13 protein-coding genes and 1 tRNA gene are annotated in these 16,019 nt (G+C 58.4%); 5 read left to right on the forward strand and 9 right to left on the reverse strand.

Annotated elements, in window-relative coordinates; all coding sequences use genetic code 11:
* Window positions 1–45: 45 nt before the first annotated feature.
* Genes ACWFTY_RS08200 through ACWFTY_RS08210 form a run of 3 tightly spaced genes read left to right on the forward strand, consistent with a single transcriptional unit; the run spans window position 46 to window position 3,646 of the window.
* Window positions 46–1,320 carry a thiamine pyrophosphate-dependent enzyme gene (locus ACWFTY_RS08200; protein WP_447526775.1) on the forward strand — a complete coding sequence of 425 codons (1,275 nt, stop codon included), beginning with the start codon at window positions 46–48 and terminating at the stop codon, window positions 1,318–1,320.
* Window positions 1,308–2,330 carry an alpha-ketoacid dehydrogenase subunit beta gene (locus ACWFTY_RS08205; protein WP_447526776.1) on the forward strand — a complete coding sequence of 341 codons (1,023 nt, stop codon included), beginning with the start codon at window positions 1,308–1,310 and terminating at the stop codon, window positions 2,328–2,330. Before ACWFTY_RS08200 ends, ACWFTY_RS08205 begins: the two co-directional genes overlap by 13 nt.
* Window positions 2,327–3,646: a dihydrolipoamide acetyltransferase family protein gene (locus ACWFTY_RS08210; RefSeq protein ID WP_447526777.1), complete on the forward strand. Its 1,320-nt coding sequence runs from the start codon at window positions 2,327–2,329 to the stop codon at window positions 3,644–3,646. Before ACWFTY_RS08205 ends, ACWFTY_RS08210 begins: the two co-directional genes overlap by 4 nt.
* A 278-nt stretch (window positions 3,647–3,924) precedes the next feature.
* Here ACWFTY_RS08210 and ACWFTY_RS08215 read toward each other — a convergent pair whose 3' ends face one another.
* The 4 genes from ACWFTY_RS08215 to ACWFTY_RS08230 all read right to left on the reverse strand — a co-directional run bounded on the left by ACWFTY_RS08215 (window position 3,925) and on the right by ACWFTY_RS08230 (window position 11,837).
* Window positions 3,925–9,063, reverse strand: a complete 5,139-nt coding sequence (locus tag ACWFTY_RS08215; protein WP_447526778.1) for a hypothetical protein — start codon at window positions 9,061–9,063, stop codon at window positions 3,925–3,927.
* Between the two features lie 66 nt (window positions 9,064–9,129).
* Window positions 9,130–10,239 (reverse strand): hypothetical protein, encoded by a 1,110-nt coding sequence (locus ACWFTY_RS08220; RefSeq protein WP_447526779.1) that lies wholly within the window; start codon window positions 10,237–10,239, stop codon window positions 9,130–9,132.
* 62 nt (window positions 10,240–10,301) lie between these two features.
* Window positions 10,302–10,766 (reverse strand): hypothetical protein, encoded by a 465-nt coding sequence (locus ACWFTY_RS08225; protein ID WP_447526780.1) that lies wholly within the window; start codon window positions 10,764–10,766, stop codon window positions 10,302–10,304.
* 21 nt (window positions 10,767–10,787) lie between these two features.
* A complete protein-coding gene (locus ACWFTY_RS08230) occupies window positions 10,788–11,837 on the reverse strand; it encodes a hypothetical protein (RefSeq protein ID WP_447526781.1) in 1,050 nt (349 codons plus the stop codon).
* Window positions 11,838–12,185: 348 nt separating this feature from the next.
* Between ACWFTY_RS08230 and ACWFTY_RS08235 the strand changes: the two genes are divergently transcribed.
* Window positions 12,186–12,262 (forward strand) — tRNA-Asp (locus tag ACWFTY_RS08235).
* Here ACWFTY_RS08235 and ACWFTY_RS08240 read toward each other — a convergent pair.
* The 5 genes from ACWFTY_RS08240 to ACWFTY_RS08260 all read right to left on the reverse strand — a co-directional run bounded on the left by ACWFTY_RS08240 (window position 12,241) and on the right by ACWFTY_RS08260 (window position 14,078).
* Window positions 12,241–12,519 carry a DUF2842 domain-containing protein gene (locus tag ACWFTY_RS08240; RefSeq protein WP_447526782.1) on the reverse strand — a complete coding sequence of 93 codons (279 nt, stop codon included), beginning with the start codon at window positions 12,517–12,519 and terminating at the stop codon, window positions 12,241–12,243. The two genes, ACWFTY_RS08235 and ACWFTY_RS08240, sit on opposite strands and share 22 nt — an antisense overlap.
* 14 nt (window positions 12,520–12,533) lie before the next feature.
* The gene (locus ACWFTY_RS08245) at window positions 12,534–13,100 is read right to left on the reverse strand and encodes a 5-formyltetrahydrofolate cyclo-ligase (protein WP_447526783.1); all 567 of its coding nucleotides are present in this window, start codon (window positions 13,098–13,100) and stop codon (window positions 12,534–12,536) included.
* 228 nt (window positions 13,101–13,328) lie between these two features.
* Window positions 13,329–13,652 (reverse strand): cell division protein ZapA, encoded by a 324-nt coding sequence (locus tag ACWFTY_RS08250; protein WP_447526784.1) that lies wholly within the window; start codon window positions 13,650–13,652, stop codon window positions 13,329–13,331.
* Between the two features lies 1 nt (window position 13,653).
* Window positions 13,654–13,842: a hypothetical protein gene (locus tag ACWFTY_RS08255; RefSeq protein ID WP_447526785.1), complete on the reverse strand. Its 189-nt coding sequence runs from the start codon at window positions 13,840–13,842 to the stop codon at window positions 13,654–13,656.
* A 53-nt stretch (window positions 13,843–13,895) separates the two neighbouring features.
* A complete protein-coding gene (locus tag ACWFTY_RS08260) occupies window positions 13,896–14,078 on the reverse strand; it encodes a hypothetical protein (RefSeq protein ID WP_447526945.1) in 183 nt (60 codons plus the stop codon).
* Between ACWFTY_RS08260 and tkt the strand changes: the two genes are divergently transcribed.
* A complete protein-coding gene (gene tkt, locus ACWFTY_RS08265) occupies window positions 14,044–16,011 on the forward strand; it encodes a transketolase (RefSeq protein ID WP_447526786.1) in 1,968 nt (655 codons plus the stop codon). The genes ACWFTY_RS08260 and tkt overlap by 35 nt on opposite strands.
* Window positions 16,012–16,019 lie beyond the last annotated feature (8 nt).

Here is a 16,019-nt window from a genome sequence, read left to right on the forward strand (position 1 = left end):
AATATTGCAGCGCAACAACTGCGCGATTCTTGCTGGAGAGGCCTGATGGCTGATGAAAAAACCAAAAGCAATTTGCCGCCGCTGACTTTGCACATACCCGAACCGAAATTCCGTCCGGGCGATGTGGTTGACTATAGCGATCTCGATATTCCCGAAGCCGGCGCGCAGGCGCGGCCAGACATAAACACTGCACCCAAAGATATGCGGGATATGGTTTATGATATGGTCCGTGTGCTGGATGATGATCATAAAGCCGTCGGTCCGTGGGATCCAAAGCTGGATGACGAAATATTGCTCAAGATGCTCCGCACGATGGTGCAGGTGCGTACTTTTGATGATCGGCTACATCGCCAGCAGCGTCAGGGTAAAACCAGCTTCTATATGAAATGCACTGGCGAAGAGGCGACTTCGGTTGCCGCCGCCATGGCATTGCACGGCGATGACATGTGTTTCCCGAGCTATCGCCAGCAGGGCATATTGTTCGTTCGCGGTTATCCGATGATCGAGATGGTCAACCAGATCTTCTCGAACAAGGCGGACAAGCTCAAGGGCCGCCAGCTGCCGATCATGTACAGTTCGAGCGAACTGAATTTCTTCACCGTTTCGGGCAATCTGACGACCCAATATCCGCAAGCAGTGGGTTGGGCGATGGCCAGCGCCAGCAAGGGTGACAGCCGGATTGCCGCCGTTTGGTGCGGCGAGGGATCGACTGCGGAGGGTGATTTTCACGCTGCGATGACATTTGCCGCAGTATATAATGCACCAGTGATTATGAATGTGGTCAACAACCAGTGGGCAATTTCGTCTTTTTCCGGTTTCGCCGGGGCAGAGCGGACCACCTTTGCCGCACGTGGTGCCGGCTATGGCATTGCCGCGTTGCGTGTTGATGGCAATGATCCGCTGGCGGTCTATGCGGCCACAAGCTGGGCGGCAGAACGGGCGCGGACCAATCAGGGGCCGACGCTGATCGAACATTTCACTTATCGCGCGGAAGCCCATAGCACGTCCGATGATCCGACCGCCTATCGCAGCGCGCAGGAACGGGAAGAATGGCCGCTCGGCGATCCGATCATGCGGCTCAAACGGTATCTGATCCATCGCGGTGTCTGGAGTGTCGAACAGCAGGAGCAGCTCGACGCGGAATGTCTCGCAGCGGTCAAGGAAGCGGTCACCGAAGCCGCCAAAAACGGCATTTTGGGTCACGGCCTGCATCAGCCGTTTGAAACCATGTTTCAGGATGTGTTCGAGGAAATGCCCTGGCATCTCAAAGAGCAAGCGGCGCAAGCGAATAAAGAACGGGAAATCAAATGGCCGTCATGAACATGATAGAGGCCATCAACAGCGGCCTCGAGACGATGATGGAGCGCGACGATAATGTCGTGATCATGGGCGAAGACGTTGGCTATTTTGGCGGTGTTTTCCGCGCGACGGCCGGCCTTCAGGAAAAATTCGGCAAGACGCGCTGTTTCGATACGCCGATTTCCGAATGCGGCATCATCGGCGCTGCCGTGGGTATGTGCGCTTATGGTTTGCGGCCGGTGCCGGAAATCCAGTTTGCCGATTATATCTATCCGGGCATGGACCAGCTGATCTCGGAAGCGGCGCGGCTACGCTATCGTTCGGCCGGTGAATTTACGGCGCCCATGACCGTCCGGTCGCCGGTCGGCGGTGGTATTTTCGGCGGGCAAACGCACAGTCAGTCGCCCGAGGCGATGTTCACCCATGTGTCCGGTTTGAAGACTGTAATTCCTTCAACACCTTATGATGCAAAGGGCCTGTTGATTGCCTCGATCGAGGATAATGATCCGGTGCTCTTTCTCGAGCCCAAGCGGATCTACAATGGCCCGTTCACCGGCTATTATGACAATCCGGTTTCGCCCTGGTCGAAATTTGCCGAGTCCGAAGTGCCGGAAGGCCATTATACTGTGCCGCTGGGCAAGGCGAAGATCGTCCGCGAAGGCGATGCGGTGACGGTTCTGGCCTATGGCACGATGGTCCATGTCGCCAAAGCGGTGGTCGAGGAACATGGCATAAATGCCGAGGTTATCGATCTGCGCACTCTGGTGCCGGTCGATATCGAGACGATTGAAAAATCGGTCAAGAAGACCGGGCGCTGCCTGATCGTGCACGAAGCAACGCGGACGAGCGGCTTTGGTGCGGAGCTGTCGGCGCTGGTGCAGGAACGCTGTTTCTATCATCTTGAGGCGCCGATCGAGCGGGTGACCGGATTTGACACGCCCTATCCGCACAGTCTGGAATGGGCCTATTTTCCGGGTCCGGTGCGGATCGGTGAAGCGCTGGAGAAAATTGTCAGGGACCTGAAATCATGAGCAAATATACATTCAACCTGCCTGATATTGGCGAAGGTATTGCCGAAGCGGAAATCGTTAAATGGCATATCAAAGTTGGCGATGTTGTCGCGGAAGACGACCAGATTGCCGATGTCATGACCGACAAGGCGACGGTCGAGATGGAAGCACCGGTTTCGGGCAAGATTGTCGCGATCGCGGGTGAAGAAGGCGACATTATCGCGATCGGTTCGATGCTGGTCGAGATCGAGGTCGAGGGCGAGATCGATGCCGGGAAACTGGAAGAGTTGGAAGCATCCAGTACGGCTGCCGATGCGCCTGATCAACTGGAATCTGAAGTCTTGGAAGCAGATCAAGTCATTGATAATAAAGAAAATATGCCAGATATTCCGGCCAAGACAACTCCTGAGAAAGAGTCTGAAGACGCTTCTGTCAGTCCAGCAAATTCCGACGTCAAGCCGCCGGTAAACGACCGTCAGAAGGTGCTCGCTACTCCGGCGGTTCGCAAGCGCGCTGCCGATCTCGGTGTCGACCTGAGCGAGGTCAAGGCACAGGGCGAGCATATCCGGCATAGCGATCTCGATGCCTATCTGAACTATGGTTCGGGGCAGGGCTATCGTCCGTCCGGTGCCGTGCAGAAACGCGACGACGAAAAGATCAAAGTCATCGGAATGCGGCGCAAAATTGCGCAAAACATGGCAGATTCGAAACGGAATATTCCGCATTTCTCCTATGTCGACGAAATCGACATGACCGAGATCGATGATATGCGCGCCGATCTCAATGCCAATCGCGGCGAGCGGGCCAAGCTGACCATCTTGCCACTGATGATTGCAGCGATCTGCAAAGCGTTACGCGACTTCCCGATGCTCAACGCAACTTATGATGATGAGGCGGGCTTTGTCACGCGTCATGGCGCTGTCCATCTCGGCATGGCAACCCAGACCTCGCAAGGGTTGATGGTGCCGGTTCTGCGCAACGCGCAGGATCTGAATATCTGGCAATTATCGTCGGAAATCAGCCGTCTGGCTGCGGCCGCGCGCGATGGTAGCGCGACGGCGAAGGAACTGACCGGATCGACGCTGACTTTGACGTCTCTTGGCCCGCTCGGCGGCATCGCCACCACGCCGGTGATCAATCGTCCCGAAGTGGCGATCATCGGACCGAACAAGATTGTCGAACGGCCGATGATCATCGACGGCGAAATCCACGCACGCAAACTGATGAACCTGTCGATTTCGTGTGATCACAGGGTGGTCGATGGCTATGATGCGGCCAGCTATGTGCAGGCGCTCAAGCATTTTCTGGAAACGCCGGTGCTGCTGTTCGCTGACTGAAGAGGGCGAGCGAACTGCCGTTCGTCCTGAGCTTGTCGAAGGACAACGCGCGTCGATAGGTGCACTTCGACAGGCTCAGTGCGAACGGAATGGGGCAAATGCAGTCCTTCTCCCGCGAGGGAGAAGGATGCGAAGACTTGGCAGCTTGGCTGCCTAGTCGCAGCTGGATGAGGGTGTTCTGCGCTTCAGAGGACAGAACACCCTCATCCAACGCCGCCTAATTCGCTTCGCTCATAAGGCTTTGTATCCTTCTCCCTCACGGGAGAAGAAGTCGAGCTTCAAAGCCCCAGGCCGCCCAGGCTTTCCTGATCGAATTTCAGCCGGAAGGTCACGAACGGGCCGTCTCTGGTGTAGCGGCTTTCTTCAAAGTCGCGGTCTGCGAAGCCGACGACATTATAGCCGACCGAAATATAGGCGTTCTTGAACGGGGTGATGCCGACGCTCGGCCCGCCGGAATAGGCGATGCTGTCAAAATCATTGCCGACGCGGGCCGTCGCCTGGCCGCCGACATCGATCGTGTCGGACAGGTCGAACTTGACGTCGGCGCCGACGATATTGCTCCAGCCTTCGACATCATCCTGACCGAAACGGTCGAAAACATAGCGGCTTCCCCAGAAGAGACTATATTCTCCGGCTTCCTTGAAGAGGCCGTGATCTGCATCGACCGGCGTGTAGTTCACGCTCAGGCTGTTGATGATTCGGCGCGATGTGACATCGCCGTCGACGAGCAGCGCCGCGCCGCCAATCGGTCCCGATGTGCCGGAAACGGCGTTGCGCACGCGATCTTCCCGGAATTCGAGCTTCTCGAGCCACGACCATTCGCTGTCCGATGGACGGTGCGCCCAGCTGGCTTCCGCCTCGATGATGCGTGAGCTGACGCCGGTTTCGTCTTTGGCAATGAATATACTGGCCAGTGCGCCAAGAGCGCTGCCTTCACCGATCTGCTTGAGCAAAGCGGTGGTGGCGCCATAGCGGGTGCTGATATCGCCGTCGCGATATTCGGCGCGGCTGTTCCAGCTCCAGTCAGCGTGCCGATAGGTGGCACCGGCGGTGACCGCGAGGAAGTCCTCGGTCAGCGTCGCGTCATTACCGAGGAAACCGCCCGAAGCGACCGGCTGCTCGCTATTGATGACATCGCTGCGATCAAATCCGCTGATGGTTTCATTGCCATCCAGCGAGAAATCCACGGTCCACTTGTCGCCGATAGGAATACTTTGCGTCAGGCCATAAGCGGCATAGCTGCGCGGACCATATTCGGTAATTTCCTGCTGGTTCATGCTGCTGACGATACGCGCGCCGTTCCAGGGCGAGACGTCAACGCCGATCCGGGCGGTGCGGGCATCGATATTCTCGCCATCGGCAATCTCGTAGGTGCCGATGATCTTGATGTCTTCGGTCACCGCATAGCGCGCCGAGAAGCTGTGACGGGCGGGGAAGTCGATGCTTTCGTCCTGACCGCCCAGAGCAAATTCGGTTTGCGCATCCAGTTCCAGCTTGCCACCGAACAAACGCTGGGTCGCGCCGAGCCGGACGAGGGTGGATTCATTTACCGTGCCGTCCGAGAGCCGGTCATTGGCATAGATCAGGCCGGCGCGGAAAGACGTGTTGCCGGTGCGATATTCCAGCTCGGCGGTCGCCGCACGGCGGCGCGCATCCGACATCAGGAAATTCTCCTGATAGCTGGTGATCGCGAGTGACAGATTGTCCCGAACGCGAACCCGGCCATCAATCCCGAACTTGCGGGTTCCGCTTTCTGCGGCGTTCAGCTGTCCCAGACCATAGCCGGAGGCCTGACGCCGGACATAGGCGAGAATGTCGAATTTCGATCCATGATGTTCCGCTTCGACCAGCCATGCGGTTGCCGCTTTGCCGCTATTTGTGGCGGAAAGGTCTTTCGCCTCGTTATCGGTCAGGGCGATTTCCGCGCGGAATTCGGTCTTGAGGTCCGGCCGGTAGCGGACGTCGACGCCGAGCAGATCGGTTTTGACGCTCTCGTCCTCGTCATGCACCGCCGTCGCGCCGACTTTCAGCTTCTCGTCGGCGGTCTGGTAGGTGGCGCGGCCACCGGCGTTGAGATTGCGTCCGCCAATGCCGAGAACTTCATATTCGGCAATGATGAACTGCGGATCGAGATCGCTGCTGCGGCTGAGTATCGGTTCGCGGAAGCTGATCGTTCCGGCGAGATAGTCGATGTCATAATCGATATGGCGGGTCAGTTCGCGCTGTTCGACGATCTGCTCGGAACGGAAACGGTCGCGGGTTTCCAAGGTGATCCGTTCGCTATTGGCCAAAATATCGCGGGTGGCGAGGGCATAAGGGCCGGACAGGCCGTTGCCCTGGATTTCCTCGCGGCGGAACCGGTTCGGCGAATCCGCGGCAAAGCCGTTGAGATGCACCTGATCGCTTTTATATTCCGCCTTGATGCCGTTGAAGGCGCGCTGGTAACGGGCCAGTTCTGGCTCGCTGATGCCGGTTTCATAATCGCCGAACAGCGCATAAAATTGCGGCCGTTCCAGCTTCAGATAGAGGCGGCGGATCGAAGCGGCATCATAGCGTTGCTCGCTGCGATCGGCATAGACGGTATAATAGCGGCGCGGGTCGATGACGCCCTGGAAACGGGTTTCGTCCTCTTCCTTGTCGCTGTCATAGGCCAGGGTCATCAGCCATTTGCCGGTCACCCGGCCCTTGGCATAAAGCGCGATGCGGCCATCGACGTTGATATTGTCTGCGTCGTCGGCGAGATCCTCGAGCCGTTCGTCGAGCGTGTTGAAACCAAGCGTACCGGCGGCGAAGCCGACAACGGTCCACGGCCGGTCGCCGGGATCGAGCCAGGTTTCCACCCGCTGGGCGCGTTCGACTTCGCCGTCACGGAAAGGGAAGCTGATGCTGAGCGAACCGGAAGCGGTGGTCGGTGCCAGCTCGATATAGGCGATGCCTTGCTCGCCTTCGACCCGCCATACGGGTCTGCCCCGTTCGAGGCCGGCAAGCTGGTTGGCCTGCTGGGCGTCAATTTCAATCGCGGGTGAATAAGGGGCCGGAACCGAGAAGTCGCCAACCATGCCGTTGCGTGCCGGTTTGCCGTCGCGGTCCGTCAGCCGCACGGCAATGACCGGACGGGTTACGCCATCGGCGACCAGAATCGAGCGGTCCTTGAGCAGTTCGGCGTGCAGCGGGCTGCCGGCATAATGGACCTTGCGTTCCAGTTGCTGAACCAGTTTTCCGTCGCGGTCGACAACGCGGGCGGTCAGGACATTGGTGCGATCCTCGATCTCGATCCCGCGCCAAGTGCTGATCCGGACCTGGCCGTCGGCGCTTTTCTTGATGCCGTCAAAGGCGAGGGGATTGACCGCTTTGCCGTTGACCGACAGTTCAATTCTCTGGCCGGCGTGATGCTTGATCGCGACGCGCAGCGCCTTAACCCGCGGATTATGCTCTTCTTCGGGGAAGAGCCAAGCAATGCCTGGCTCTTCGCCGGTAACCCAGTCACGGCCAGCGCCTGCCGCTTCCGGATCCGACAATACTTCCGGTTTATGGAAGTTCTCTGCGACTTTCATATCTCTGGGAGCGACTTTTATGGCGCGGAAATCTGCGCGTTTCAGCGCGCCGCCCCGGCCTTCGACGAAGCGGGAGATATTGCTGCCTGCGCTCCGTGTGTTCTGCGCGCAATCAACCGGAGCCCTATCGGCCGGGAAGGTCGACGGATCGATCTGGACCACGTGCAGGCCGGGTTTGAGGCCCTCGAAATGATAGCGACCGTCGCTGTCGGTGACCGTGTAGGTCCCGTCTTGCAGCATCACGCGGATATTGCCGATGCCTGCTGCTGTCCGGGGATCGGTGCTGCAGCCGCCGTCCGTGATCCGGCCGACAAGCGTGAATCTTTCGGAAATGCCGTCACGAACGATGCTGACGATTGCGTCAACCGTCGGACTGGTGGCGCCGCGATCATCGCGGGCAGAGGCGAGATTCAGCGCGTCTCCCGGCTGCGCATCCTGCCGCACTTCCGCAATATAGGTCAGCAACGCGCTGCCCGAAGGGAGCAGGGGCGGTGCCTCGACGGAGAAATCGCGGCCATTGGCCTCGATGCCGGGCGTGATCAGGTCGCCATTATAGCGGACCGTGCCGGTCTTCAGGCGCATGGCTCCGGGGAGCTGGTCGGAAATCGTGATCTGGCCGGTGCTCCGCAAGACATCGGAATTTGTGACCGTGATGCGATATTGAACCGCGTCTCCGGGTGCTGCCTGGGCGGTGGAGGCCGATTTTGTGATCAGCAGCGGCGCACCGGGCCGGTCCAGCGGCACGTCGACGCGGACCGGTGCCGGGTCGTTCAGGACGATGATGCCGCCGTAGGATCCGTCGACAATGGTGAAGGGAAGCCCGTCTGTCCGCCGTAATCCGGCCAATTGCTGGGGCGTCGCCGCCGACGCAAAGCTGTAGGGCTGCGGCGGTTCGACGAGCAGGCGGTAGCGGCCCGCTCTGGCAAAGGGGAAGCGATAGAAGCCGTCGCGGAAATCGTAGATCGTGCCGCCGCTGTCGGTCACGCTTTCCCCGGAGACGACCGTGCTCGGGAAGGCCGAAACCCCGTCATCGCCGAACACGTCCGCTGGCAGACCGGTGGACGCGTCGATCAGGGTTACGCGGGCGCCGGAAATCGGTGTGCCGTCGGCGCTGTCGAAAACTTCGCCGAACGGATCGATCAGGATCCCGACTTTTGCGCTGCCGATCATGTTGCCGCCCATTTCATGGACGGTGATGTCGAACGTCTCACCCCGTTTGACCGACAGGACGCAATCGCCCTGAACCGGGGCAGGCGGGACCGCAGCGGTGTTGATCAGCCCGACAAACCTGCCGCTGTCGACCGCTGTCTCGACAATATTTATCTGCTCGAGATCACCGGTCGGGGTCGACAGATATATGTCGAAATTATCGATTGCCTGCGGATTCAGGTTCCGGTTTTCGTCGATGATAGAGATGATCAGCGGCTCGCCGGCCCTGATATTGTCGGTCGGCCTGACCGAGGCCGGGCTTCGGGGCGTTCCTGCGAAGGCGCCGGTGAGCTCGATCGGCACACTGCCTTGCGCACGCCGGCACATTGTTTCCGCGATCGGGAAATTCTCGGATCCTGGCGGGTCGGTAAAGTGGAAAATCCTGACCTCGAGCGGCTCGTAGGGAGGCGACACAACCTGAATATCTATGCGATTGGACGGTTTCTGCAGCCGTTGGCCACCGATATCCCATTCCGCTCTCGCAATATTGCTGATCAGCGGCAGATGCTGCGCCTGTTCGATCGCGAAATCGGGCGCGTGCGGCTGCTCCTCGGCAAACTCGGGTTGTGCGAGTGCCGTAGAGGCCGGCGCGCCGAGGGCGCAAGCAGCCAGAGCCAGACCGACTGGCTTGAAAAAGGTGGTGAATTTACCCACAGATAAAGCCGGAATTTAGCGGCAAACCGGCACAAGCGCCGGTTTGCCGTCAAATTGCGAAAGGCTCTATTCTACCGTTACACGGAAGATGAGGGTTTCGGTCTCGCCCGCTGCGACGGTACCGAGATTGCCCGAAACCACACCGGAAGCTTGTGCTCCGGTGCCGCTGCCATCTGCGTTGCAGGTGGACCCGGTTACCGAGCCTTCGGTTACCACGCCGATCACGGTCGGAACCGTGGACGGGCCGGTGGCCAGGCTGCTGTAATATGCCAGGTTGGCCGGAATCGTATCCGAAATGGCGACACCTGTTGCCGGTGCGCTGCCCAAAGCGTTGGCAACGGCGATGCAATATTCGACAATTGCACCGGGTATGGCTTTCGGATTGGTGCTGCCGTTGACCGGATCCCACAAGACACTGCTGGTTTTGGTAACCGTAATGTCTGCAGCGGCCACTTCATACGTGTCCGTTGCGCTGTGATAGCCGTCGCCAGCGCCATCGGAACTTCCGGTGCCCGCCGTGTCGGCAAAGACATTCTGCACTTCCGAAGCATCATCCGCTTCACCCGAATCGTCCGAGAAGGCAAGGCCCTGCACGCCCGAACCGGTTGCCGGAAGGCCGCTGCCACCATGGGCTGCCGCCTGGCCGATCAGAATGACATCCGACAGATCGCCGGTGACGACGCCGCCGGGAATATTTGCCACGACGTGGATCGTAACACTGCTGTCTTCGCCGAGATTGTCGATATAGGTGATCAGCGTATCACTGCCATCAAAAACGCCGGCGGTGGTGCCATTGTCGAGATAGTAGGTGAGCGTGCCGGTCACGTCGAAATCGTCCGTGGCCGGTTGCTCGGCGCTCAACAGCACGTCGATCGTGTCGTTGGTCTGGTTGCTGACGGTATAGGTCACCGCCTGCTGCGTCGCGTTCGGCGCTACCGATGTGTTCACCGCATCGCTTTTGGCTACGACAAGGTTCACTTTACGGTCGACTACAAACACGTCGCTGTCGGTTTCCGCGGTCTGGCCGGTCCCCCCGACGCTATATGCTACACTTACGGTATTGGTAATGCTCGTGCCCGCATCAGTGCCCAGATCTGCAGCGAACGCAGGGTTTGCACCCAACGCCGCTACAGAAATGGTACTAGTGGCAACGAGAAGTTTCAGTATACTGGTCATAACTGTCTCCTGTTTCACTTATTTGGATCGCCTAACCCCGCGGCGATCCGGTACGGTTGCGGTCACTTCACAGTGCCGCGAAAAACCAATTTCCCTCCCGAACCTGCAGAAAGGGCACGATTGAATGTCCATTTCACATGGGTGACATCGGTCAGAAGAGCGGGACGAACATTGCCGTTTCCGCTCAGGTAAGTGAGGTCCGCAAGCGGGCCCCAGTTTTTGCCTCCGTCAACGGAGACAATTTCAGTGCCATCAGACGTTCCATTGAACGCCACCGCCTTTGGTAGCGGGTTGGTGACAGAGAAATCCGTAGCCGGCGCGCTGCCGACATTTTTATAATTGACGACGAACACAAGCTTGTCGCCTGGTGTGACGGTCGTCGGCTGTTCGAGGATCAGGGCCATGGTGCCGTTCGGCTTGGCCACTTTGCGTTCGACGAACACATCGCTCGACAGGCTGACATTATTGGCCGCCATCGCCATGCCCGGCATCATCAGCGCTATCGCGAGAGAAATTGCTTTTATCATTTTGCTATACCCCGATTGAAATCAGTCGATGACGACTTGAAAAGTGATGGTGCGTGTTTGCCCGCCCGGAACCGTGCCGAGCGCCACGGCGATCGAATCGCCGTCGAACGATCCGGCATCGCCGTCGCTCGCGGCATCGCCGAGCGGCGCGCCTTCAAGCGTGATGGTTCCGGATTTATAAGTGGTCTCGGCGGGAATATCGTCGCTGATCGCCAGATTGGTCACGTCGCTGGAGCCGACCGTTGTCGCAACCAGCTGATAGAGGATGACCGCGCCCGGTACCGGCTGCGTACCACCCGAGGGATCGGTGATGGTCGCGCTTTTGGTCAAAGTGACATCGGAGGCCTGGATCACGAAAAAGCCGCTGTCGGCATCGCGCGCGCCGGTTGAGCCGATTACGGCATCACCGCCGCCATCGCCTTGTCCCGCGAATATGGTGCCGGGCGTGCCGTTGCCGGTATTGGCGACAGCAGAAAGTTCGATCTCGGCGCGATCCCCGTCATTGGCAGAAGCAGGAATCGTCGAGAGGATGAAAACCGCTATGCTTTCATCTGGCGCCAGCACCGGATCATTGGTGCCGGGCGTATATATAGTGTCGACGCCCGGGTCATAGACTCCGTTGCCGTTGCTATCGAGAATGGTCTGTTCAAAACTGGTGTCAAATTCATCGCCGGGCTTTGCGGTATCGGCCGACAGGGTGAAGGCTTCCGATCCGTTTCCGCTATTGGTGACCTGATAGGTAAGCACCTGTGTGGTCAGCGCCGGAGCGGTTGCCACGTCACCGGGGTCGCTTGAAACGACTGTGACATCGAGCAGCTCGTCGACCTTGATGATGACTGTATTCGAATCGATCGTGATCGGCGTGCCGCCTTCGGGCGAGTCATAAGTAGCCTGGGCGACATTGACGATGTCGGTTCCGGCCAGCGTGCCTGCTGCCTGCGCTGCAGTCGATGCCAGGGCAAGGGCAGCCGTCCCGATCGCAAGCGCCAGTCGGCAACCAACGGCAGAAGCTGCTCGCAATGGCAACCGGCATCCCAAATTCTGTGTCTGTGCGTTTTCCATGCCGGTCATATGCCAAAGAAAGCAAAATATTTGGTAAACGGAAAATAAATGATGTTTTGCGGTTTCTGTCTTACAAAGGCACGGAAAACAGCCGTTTATCTGAGTGTATTAAGCAGTCATTTCGGCGCGGTTAACCCGCTGTTTACCATGATGGCGCGTAACTTCTGGCAATGCCGACCGTACACGGCTGGTTCTGCGAATTCCGGAATCCGTCTCCATCACCACGATATGGGACGGCTTTATATGACGACGAAATGAGCCATGATCGGAAATATATAGAATAATCGAAAGAGTGTAGTTGACAGGGATGCAGCGCTCTTATACTTGCGCTGCTTCACCGCCTATAGAGGCACATAAGCGGGTGTAGCTCAGTTGGTTAGAGCGCCGGCCTGTCACGCCGGAGGTCGCGAGTTCAAGTCTCGTCACTCGCGCCATTTCCCTTGTTTTCCGGGAAATGGCGCCAAGACCCCGTATTCATCCAGGTCAACAATGGGCGCATCGGAAAAATCCACGCAATCCCGAGGATCGCATAGACTGGCAATTGCAGCCAGAAATTCAGCGCACTAAGTTTTTCGATCAGGGTTACGGCAATGCCGCACCACAGCAAGATCAATACTAATATCAATATCATGCCAACCGGCTTGCGCCAGCTGGGTTGATCCTTTGGCTTGGTGTCGATTTCTGCTGTCATGGCGTCATCCTGTATCATTCTATTATTTCGCATTCCGTCACGATCATCTGCAGGGGCAGGTCGTGCGGCTCGGTCGGTATGTCACTTGCTTCCTGAACCGACCAGGCAAGGCCGATACGGGGTACATCGGGATATTGCGCAAAGCTCCGGTCATAATATCCGCCACCCTGGCCCAGGCGTCGCAGCGACCGGTCAAAGGCTACAAGCGGGGCTATGATCACGTCCGGATCGGCGAGGGGGCATGTGTCGCCAGGTTCTGGAATGTCCCGGAATCCGGATTCGAGTAATTCAGGGCCGGTCACCAGCCGGAATTCCAGCACGCCGTTATCCGTTACGCGAGGAAAGGCGATATTAACGCCGGTCTCTGTCAGATATTCGATCAGCCGCCCGGTGGGCGCTTCGCTGCCGACGCTCCGGTAGAATGCGACCGTTTGCCCCGATTTGAACAGGCGGGCCAGAGGCGAGGGAGGGCGGCGGAAGGATAGGTTGCGGCTTGCGGCATCCAGTTGCCCGACAAAGCTATCTCGCCGCCTTCTATATTCTTTACGTAGTTTCTGCTTTTTCTCTTTTAAACTACTCAAAAAAATATCTTTCTTTGGAAAGGTGACGGGACCGTCTTGGTCGTTGGCCGGAAAATCCTCTGACGCCTATTACGTCAGGTGGGCGCCATGTGCTTCGGACCCGACTGCAAAACAGTCCGCAATCCGGGCAGGGACAGCTCCCTAGGAAGTTATATCGCCTCAGGGATGTTCGTATCAAGCTCGTGCCAGACAGTACCCGTCGGACTCTATCTAGGCGCGATGGGGGCGTTACTCAAGACTGTTCGCCAATTGTTCGGCACGATCTGCCAGTTTTTCCAGAGCGGCAATCGCCTGCTCGTCCATCGGGTCGGGTTTGGCCGGCGCGCTGGCTTCTGCAGGTGCGGCATTGGCGGTTTGTGCGCTGTGCAATTCATCCGCGAGCAACAGCGACGTGAACAGCAGCATACGGCTTTCGGTTAGTCCTGCCGGATCGCCGGATTCGCGCGCTTTTCCGTCGACCATCGCGGCCAGTTTTGTCAGATGGGATTCTTCGCCATCCTGGCAGGTCACCATGAAGGAGCGGCCGCCGATTTCCAGTTTCATTTGCGCCATGTCAGTGCTCCTGTCGCTCGATCAGTCCGTCTATCGTCCGGATTGCCTGCTGCATTTCCGCTTTCAGCGCCTCGTGGCGCGCTTCCAGCGCCGGGTCGGCATCGGCCTTCGTCATACTGGCTGCCGATTCTATGCGACTGAGCGCCCGTTCGATCCGACCGATGGCCAGGATGACACGTTCATTGTCCATGAGCATTTTCCAAAGCTTGTTCCCAACAGGTAAGTTCCCGTCTTTCGTTGCTATCAATCTATTCTGACGCCGTAAACACCGGATGATGAAAAGCGATCCTTGACGCCGCGTCGCTGGATCATCAAAGGAAGAGGCAAAATAGCGAATCGCGGCATTCCGTTGCGTTTTTTCACGCGTCCAATCCAGGGGATCAGACTAGATATGACCGTTACCGAAAAAAGCATGGCAAACGCCATCAGAGCGCTCTCCATGGATGCGGTGCAGGCGGCGAACAGCGGCCATCCGGGAATGCCGATGGGTATGGCGGATGTGGCGACGGTCCTGTTCAGCGATTTTCTGAAATATGATCCGAAGGCGCCGAAATGGGCCGATCGTGACCGGTTCGTCCTGTCAGCCGGCCATGGCTCGATGCTGATCTATTCCTTGCTCCATCTGACCGGCTATGCGCGGCCAACGTTGCAGGATATCAAGGATTTCCGCCAGCTCAGCTCGCCTTGCGCCGGGCACCCCGAAAATTTCAAGCTGGAAGGCGTTGAAACGACGACCGGACCGTTGGGGCAGGGCTTTGCAACGGCTGTCGGCATGGCGATAGCCGAACGGCATCTGAACGCGACCTTCGGCGATGATCTGGTCGATCACAAAACCTGGGTGATTGCCGGTGACGGTTGCCTGATGGAAGGGATCAACCATGAAGCGGTCGGTCTCGGCGGCCATCTGGGTCTCGGAAGACTTAATGTTCTTTGGGATGATAACGGTATAACTATCGACGGCGGAACGGAATTATCGACAAGTGAAGATATTCCGGCGCGCTATCGGGCCTCAGGTTGGCACGTTGTTTCCTGCGACGGCCATGATTTTGACGACATTCGCAAGGCGCTGAGCGAAGCGGAGGCCGATCCCCGGCCATCGCTGATCGCCTGCAAGACGGTTATCGGTTACGGAGCCCCGACCAAGCAGGGCACATCGGCAACCCACGGCGCCCCGCTCGGTGATGAGGAAATCGCCGGTACCCGCGCGGCGCTGGGATGGGACTCCGAACCATTTGTCATTCCCGACGATATTCTGGCGTCTTGGCGTCAATTGGGAGAAAAGGGCGCTGCGGCGCATGCCGATTGGGATGCACGGCTGAAAGGCCATGCCCAGGCCGCCGAGTTCACGCGCCGCATGTCGGGCGAGCTCCCGGACGGCACGGCGATGCAGACCTATATGGAAGGCCTCGCCAAGGAGCCGCCGAAATGGGCGACTCGCAAGGCTTCCGAAATGGCCCTGGGCGCGATCACCGAGGCGCTGCCCGAGATGATCGGCGGCAGTGCCGATCTCACGGGTTCAAACAATACCAAAACTCCTTCGACCAAGCCTCTGACAAAAGACGATTATTCGGGACGCTATATCTATTATGGTATCCGCGAGTTCGGCATGGCAGCGGCGATGAACGGCATGGCGCTGCACGGCGGTATCATTCCTTACGGCGGCACATTCCTGGTGTTCACCGATTATTGCCGCGGCGCGATGCGGCTTTCCGCGATCCAGAACGCCCGGGTCGTCTATGTCATGACGCATGACAGCATCGGTCTTGGCGAGGATGGTCCGACCCATCAGCCGATCGAGCATATCCAGAGCCTGCGGCTGATGCCGAACATGCACGTATATCGGCCCGCTGACGCGATCGAAACGGCAGAGTGCTGGGCGCTCGCTATCAAGCGGTCCGACGGTCCTTCGACTCTTGCGTTGACCCGTCAGGGTCTCGCGCCCTTCCGGGACGACGTCAGCACAAATCGTTGCGCACAAGGCGGATATCGCGCCAAGGCGGCAGAAAATGCCAGGCGCGTCGTGTTGATCGCAACCGGTTCCGAAGTATCGCTGGCGCTGGCTATTGCGGCGAAACTGGAAGCGGCGGGAACCGGCGCGGATGTTGTGTCGATGCCTTGCACCGAATTGTTCGACGATCAATCCGCAGAATATCGTAATGGTCTGCTTGGCGGCGACGGTATATTGCGGGTCTCGATCGAAGCGGGCACGACCTTCGGCTGGGAGCGCTATACCGGTCTTGACGGGCTGCGCTTCGGCATCGACAGTTTCGGGGCGTCGGCGCCGATCGACGATCTCTTCGCGCATTTCGGTCTGACCGCTGATGCCATTACCCCGCAGATTCTAGAAAAAATTGGCTGAACTAAGGC

The organism is Parasphingorhabdus sp. NYA22, assembly GCF_976973735.1.